This window comes from Stenotrophomonas sp. 2YAF22, from assembly GCF_052114665.1.
Classification (GTDB): Bacteria; Pseudomonadota; Gammaproteobacteria; order Xanthomonadales; family Xanthomonadaceae; genus Stenotrophomonas; species Stenotrophomonas indicatrix.
In genome coordinates, this window is sequence record NZ_JBFRFE010000223.1 from 1 (window position 1) to 6,058 (window position 6,058).

At 68.6% G+C, this 6,058-nt stretch carries 6 protein-coding genes; all 6 read right to left on the reverse strand.

Features of this window, described 5'->3' with window-relative positions; translation table 11 throughout:
• Positions 1-311: hypothetical protein (locus tag AB4Y84_RS10640; RefSeq protein ID WP_442250110.1), on the reverse strand; the 311-nt coding region annotated here is incomplete at its 3' end.
• Positions 312-404: 93 nt separating this feature from the next.
• The gene (locus AB4Y84_RS10645) at positions 405-2,444 is read right to left on the reverse strand and encodes an FUSC family protein (RefSeq protein WP_313251379.1); all 2,040 of its coding nucleotides are present in this window, start codon (positions 2,442-2,444) and stop codon (positions 405-407) included.
• A gap of 3 nt (positions 2,445-2,447) precedes the next feature.
• Positions 2,448-3,908 (reverse strand): efflux transporter outer membrane subunit, encoded by a 1,461-nt coding sequence (locus tag AB4Y84_RS10650; RefSeq protein WP_428704823.1) that lies wholly within the window; start codon positions 3,906-3,908, stop codon positions 2,448-2,450.
• Entirely contained in the window at positions 3,905-4,822 is a 918-nt protein-coding gene (locus AB4Y84_RS10655) for an efflux RND transporter periplasmic adaptor subunit (protein WP_312787693.1), read from the reverse strand. Before AB4Y84_RS10655 ends, AB4Y84_RS10650 begins: the two co-directional genes overlap by 4 nt.
• A complete protein-coding gene (locus AB4Y84_RS10660) occupies positions 4,819-5,028 on the reverse strand; it encodes a DUF1656 domain-containing protein (protein ID WP_025875651.1) in 210 nt (69 codons plus the stop codon). Before AB4Y84_RS10660 ends, AB4Y84_RS10655 begins: the two co-directional genes overlap by 4 nt.
• Positions 5,029-5,135: 107 nt before the next feature.
• Positions 5,136-5,591 carry a MarR family winged helix-turn-helix transcriptional regulator gene (locus AB4Y84_RS10665; protein WP_025875653.1) on the reverse strand — a complete coding sequence of 152 codons (456 nt, stop codon included), beginning with the start codon at positions 5,589-5,591 and terminating at the stop codon, positions 5,136-5,138.
• Between the last annotated feature and the right edge of the window lie 467 nt (positions 5,592-6,058).

Below are 6,058 nucleotides of genomic sequence, written 5' to 3' on the forward strand. Positions count from 1 at the left end.
GCCAGGTCCTGCACCCGTCCATGCGCGCGCTCGGCCACCGAGTACGCGAACGCGCCATAGATCACATGGCGGCCGATGCTGTACTCGGTCACCTCGGCGCGATCATCATCGTCATTGCTCAGCGGGCCGTTCATCGGCGGAAACTCCTGCGCCATCTCCGCGAACCATGCCTGCAGCGCCGGGCTGCTGACCGCCGGATCGTCGTACTCGTGGCTCTCGCCCCACTGCGCCTGCTTCTCGAACCAGGCGATGAACGCCGCCGCTTCACGCGGGGCGACGCTGGCCTCGAACACCATCATGTCGTAACTCATTGAACCGTCCTGTGCAGCGCAGGGGTCAGAGCCCTCGCCCGTGGCGAAGGATCCGACCCCGGTGCGGGGTCTATGGGTGCACAGGGTAGCGTGCTACGGCTGCGGCCCCTCGGCTGCCAGCAGTCCCGGCGCCAACGCCTTTGCTTCCGGGAACAGCGCAAACCGCAGGCCGACCAGGCCCATCAGCGCCTCGTCGCGCGCCTTGCAGGCGGCCACGCTGCCGACCCGTCCCAGCGAGGTGTCCAGCCGTTCGCGCAGCGCCTCGGCCGCCACAATCGGCTTGCGTGCGGCGATCTGCCGGCGATAGTGCACGGCCACTTCCTCCAGGATGTGCTCGACCGCCTCGCGGCTGCGCTCCGGCAGCTCCAGGCGGGCGCGGCGCAGCTGCAGGATGTTCAGGCCGATGCGCGCCTCGTTCAGCATGTCCACCGACGCGATGTCGCTGCCTTCCGGAGTCGCCGCCAGGCGCGGTGCCAGCAGGCCAAGCAGATCCAGCATGCGTGCGGCGAAGCGCTGGCGATCCTGTTGGCCACGGCCTTCGGCCGCCTCGGCCAGGGTGGTCCAGCCCTGCCGTACCAGCCGGCGTGCGGTCCATTCGGCACCCACCGAACGGAACAGCCGGGTCATCACCACCGCAAAGCCAATGCCGATGAACATCGCGATCGACGAGTTGGCGAAGGTCTGCACGTTGGCACTGTAGGTGTTCTGCAGGCTGAGCAGCGCGGCCAGGTTGACCGTCAGCGGCAGCGCGAACAGCGCGCTCTTCGGGTGGTGCAGCAGCAGGCCCAACGGCAGGAACACCACTGCCAGCACCAGCGCCAGCAGGCCGAAGTCGTGTACGGCGGGGAACACGCCGAACAGGTACACGCCGGCGACCAGCGAAGCCACCATCGCCCACACCAGGAACGAGACCATGCTCGGCGCCGGATCATCCTGTGCAGCGAAGAACGCGGCGGTCACCGCGGCCATCATCGCGCCGTTGCCACCGCCCTCCCAGCCCAGGCCGATCCACAGCACGCAGTAGCTCATCAGCGCCACGCCGGCGCTGAGCGCGGAGAACAGTGCCATGCCGTAGTCGACGTGCTTGTCGGTGGCGGTGCGTTCGGTGCGGATGCGGTAGTGCGCACGGTCCAGCGGCGCGGTGCCCTGGTCGATTGCGTGCTGCAGGGTGCGGCAGTCCTGCCACAGGTCCACCAGCTCCTCCAGGCGCAGCAGCAGGCTGGCCAGCTGCAGGTGCTGCAGATCGCGGTCCACCTGTGGCTTCAGCGCACTGATGCGTGCGCGCAGGCGCGCGTAGTCGCTGGCACTGGACGGCGTGTCTATCCAGTCGTGGATGTCATCGACCAGCGTCGGCAGGCCCTCGGGCAGGGTCTGTCCATCGCTGCGCAGCGCACTCAGGCGGTCGGCGATCGATGACAGCACCGGCAGCAGCAACAGCATGCGTTCGCGCAGGCGCTCCATCGATACGGCCGCGCCGGCATGGCGTGGATCATCGCGGCGCAGGAACTCGATCAGCGCCTCGAACTGCACCAGGTCGGCGGCCAGCCGGTTGCGTGGGGCATGCGCGCGGCCGCGCTCGAGGATCTGCCGGCACCACTGCGCCGCGTCCTCCATCCAGTTGCCGATGCGCGCGCCCAGCATCGGCCGCACCGAGGCCGGGAACAGCAGCGAGGCGAACAGCACCGCTACCACCGTACCGAGGATGATCTCCTCGCTGCGCGCCACCACGGTGTCGAAGATGGTCTCCGGCGAAGTCACCGCCGGGAAACCGATGAATGCAGTGGTGTAGCCGGCCAGCAGGAACGCGTAGCCACGCGGGCCACGGTTGAGCAGGGCCAGGAACAGGCAGCCGGCCAGCCAGATCGACATCGCTGCGCTCAGCACCAGCGGCGTTTCCACCAGGGCGGGCAACATCAGCAGGGTGGCCAGGCCGGCGGCCAGGGTGCCGAGGATGCGGTACACGCCCTTGGCCCGGGTCGGGCCCAGCAGCGGCTGGCTGACGATGTACACCGTGCCCATCGCCCAGTACGGGCGCGACAGGTTGCCGGCCATGGCGATGTACAGCGCGACGATCGCTGCCAGGTAGGTCTTGATCGAGAACAGCCAGGCCTGGCGGTCGGTCAGCCCGTTCATCGCTTACCTCGCCGCCGTCGGCGCAGCCGCAGACGCGGCACTGTCCTGCCAGCCACCGCCCAGTACCAGGAACAGGTGGATCTGGTCGCGCGAGACCTGGGCTTCTGCCGCGGCCAGGGTGGCATCGCTGCTGGCCAGGCTGCGGTCGGCATCCAGGCTGGACAGGTACGGCGTGCGGCCGCCCTGGTACAGCCGGCGGTTCTGCTCTGCGGCCATCGCAGCCTGCTCCTGCGCCACGCGCAACGACTGCAGGCGGCGCAGATCCTGCGCATAGCGGTCCAGTGCGGTCTGTGTTTCGCGCAGTGCCTGCAGCACGGCATGGTCGAACTCGGCCAGCGCGGCATCGGCCCCAGCCTCGGCGGCGTGGATGCGTGCATGCGTGCCCGAGGACGGCAGCGTCCACGAGATCAGCGGGCCGAACGACCACTGCTGGGTCATCGGCTGGCCGAAGTCTTCCAGCAGGCCGGCGGCGCCGACCGAGGCGCCCAGGCGGATGTCCGGGTACAGCTCGGCAGTGGCGACACCAATCCGCGCGGTGGCCGAGGCCAGCTTGCGTTCGGCCTGGCGGATGTCGGGACGGCGCTGCAGCAGCGCGCGGCCATCACCGACCGGCAGCGGCTGGGCAAGGGTGGGTGCGTGCGCGCAGTCGATCACCCCGGCCGGCAGCTGGCCCGGGGTCTGCCCAAGCAGTGCCGCCAGCGAATAGGCGGCAGCCGAACGCTGCGCCTGCAGCGGGGGCAATGCGGCTTCCAGCAGCGCGACCTGGGCATTGGCGCGCGCCAGTTCCGGCGGCGTGCCGCGGCCTGCGCTGATCAACCGCTGGGTGACCGAACGGCTGCGCTGCTGCAGCTGCAGGGAATGCTCGGCTACATGCAGTTCGTGGTTGGCGTGGCAGATCTCCAGGTAGCTGCCGGCCACCTCGGCCACCACGCTCACCTGGGCCAGGTCACGTGCAGCGGCCACCGACTGTTCGTCGGCGCGGGCTGCTTCGGCACCGCGCTTGAGCTTGCCGAACAGGTCGAACTGGTAGCTCACCGCGAACTTGCCGTCGGCCAGGTTGATCACCGGCAGCTCGTGCTCCTGCAGGAACGACTCGGCCGACAACTGTGCGCGGCTGACACCGGCCTCGGCCTCGTACTCGAAGCCACCGGCGTCCATCGCCTGCTCGTACACCGCAGCAGCGCGGCGCAGATGCGCGTCGGCGGCCTTCAGTTCGACGTTGTCGCGCAGCGCCTGGGTGATCAGCCCATCCAGCACCGGGTCGTTGTACAGCGACCACCAGCGTGCCGGCAGTGCCTGGTTGGCAGCCACTTCGGGGTTGTGGGTATCGATGAACGCGGCATTCGCTTGCGGCCGCTTGAATGCCGAGCCTTCGGGCAATGCGTAATCCGGGCCGACGGTTCTGCACGCGGCCAGGCTGGCCAGCGCGACGATCAGGCCAAGGCGGGGCAGGGCGGCGTTCACAGGCCCGCCTGTGTCGGCGCAGCGCCGGCCTTCTTGTTCTGCACGTGGCGGCCGGTATCCACGGTCACCGTGGCGGTGCGCCCGGCGATCAGCTCCACGCCGGCAGGCACCTCGTCGATGGCGATGCGCACCGGGATGCGCTGCGCCAGCCGCACCCAGTCGAAGGCCGGGGTCACGTTCGGCAGCAGGGTGCTGCCGTTGCTGCGGTAGCGATCCTCGATGCCGGCGGCGATGCTTTCGACATGGCCGTGCAGAGGGGTGTCTTCGCCCATCAGGCGGATGTCCACGCGCTGCCCCGGGGAAACGCCGCGCAGGCGGGTTTCCTCGAAGTAGCCATCGATGCGGAACGAACCGGTATCCAGCAGCGCCAGCACCGGCTTGCCGGCCACCACGTAGTCGCCCACGCGCATGGTGCGGTCGTTGACCCGGCCATTGGCCGGTGCACGCACTTCGGTGCGGGCCAGGTTGAGTTCGGCCAGGTCGACCGCGGCCTGTGCGGTGGCCAATGCGGCCTGTGCGGCCTGCAGCTTGGCCCGGCGCACTTCGGCGTCCTCGGCGGCGACCAGATCCTGCAGGCTGCGGTCGCGTCCGATCTCGCGGCGCAGCTGCGCGACCGATGCCTGGCGTTCGGCCAGGCTGGCGCGGCTCTGCTCCAGCGCGATGCGGTAGCGCGCGCGATCGATCACGAACAGCAGGTCGCCCTTTTTCACCGCCTGGTTGTCGGCTACCTGCACCGTTTCGACCAGGCCGGACACATCCGGCGCCACCTGCACCACGTCGGCGCCGACGTGGGCGTCGCGGGTCCACGGCTCGTCCATGTAGTAGACCCACAGCTGGCGCAGCACCAGCAGGGCGACGATCACGGCTGCGCAGGTAAGCAGCACCGGCAGGCTCTTCTTCACGATCTTGTTCACGATTGCATCCAACGCAGGAGGTGGAACAGCAGGCCCAGCACGATCCCGTACAAGGCCAGGTTGAACAGCGCCGGGTGCCATACGTGGCGATAGGCACCGGCACGCTGCAGCAGCGCGTGCAGGCCGCTGTTGACCAGGTAGGCCAACACCATCAACCCGAGCAGGGTCGGGACGAACACTCCGTGGAGACTGAATTCACCGGGCATCGGTAGGGGCGGGGACGGTAGGGGAAGGGGAGGTGGAACAGGACAACGGCAACGGGCAAAAGCCGCTGGCGCATGCACGGCAGCGGCGGTATTCACCGACAACGGGCTTACGTGATGCGGTCGGCAGCCTCGGCCAGCAGGCGCCATGCCTTCAGCACGGCATGCAGTTCATCCATGGAAAGCTCGCCGAATACGTCCTGGCGCAGGCCGATCAACTGGTCTTCCAGTTCGCGCACCAACGCCTGGCCTTCCTCGGTCAGCCAAAGCAGGTTGGCGCGGCGGTCGCTGGCATCGCATTCGCGGCGGACCAGCCCACTGGCGCAGAGCTTGTCCAGCAGGCGCACCAGGGAAGGGCCTTCCATGCCCAGCTGCTGTGCCAGCGCGACCTGGCGGATGCCACCGCCGGAGCGGCCGATCATCAGCAGGGGCATGGTGCAGGCGGTGGAGATGCCGTAGCTGCCCAACCGGCTGTCGGCCAGGCGCTGCCACTGCCGCCCTGCGTACAGCAGGCCGGAGCTGAGCTGCATCTGCAGCACGGTGCGCTCGTCGAGGGGGCGGTCCATAAGTAATAGATAGGATACTACTAATTTCATTCCTATCAATAGATTTTACTGAATGGGTGGTGTGCTGAGGAAAGCGTTGCGCCTGCTGGCTATCGGTTGGGGTGGCGGAGGGCCGGGCGGGGTAGGACACGCTGCAAGTACGTCCCTGTAAGCTCGATCGGCGCATCCATGCGCCTCACGGTCCTACCCCGCCGGGCCCTCCGCCACCTACCCCACATCCCGCGGGCGTGGTGGGTTGGCTCTTTAAAGGCAAGGGCAGAAGCAGTGCGGACCAACGGTCCGCACCCACCACAGCAGCAGCCAGGACACCCTCCGAGGCCATGAACCCCAGCTTTTGACCCCGCTTTCGGGCGGACCGGCCGCGCCCGCAGGAAACCGTCAGGGAGCGGGAAGGGCGGCAGGGCAGGACCGTGAGGCGCAGGGATGCGCCGACCGAGCCCCCATGGATGGGTTTACGGCGTGTCCTG

What these genes read in the sequence shown, in the direction of transcription:
- AB4Y84_RS10645 (WP_313251379.1), bottom strand. Translation starts at nt 2,444, where the DNA reads ATGAACGGGCTGACCGACCGCCAGGCCTGGCTGTTCTCGATCAAGACC.
- AB4Y84_RS10660 (WP_025875651.1), bottom strand. Translation starts at nt 5,028, where the DNA reads ATGCCCGGTGAATTCAGTCTCCACGGAGTGTTCGTCCCGACCCTGCTC.
- AB4Y84_RS10665 (WP_025875653.1), bottom strand. Translation starts at nt 5,591, where the DNA reads ATGGACCGCCCCCTCGACGAGCGCACCGTGCTGCAGATGCAGCTCAGC.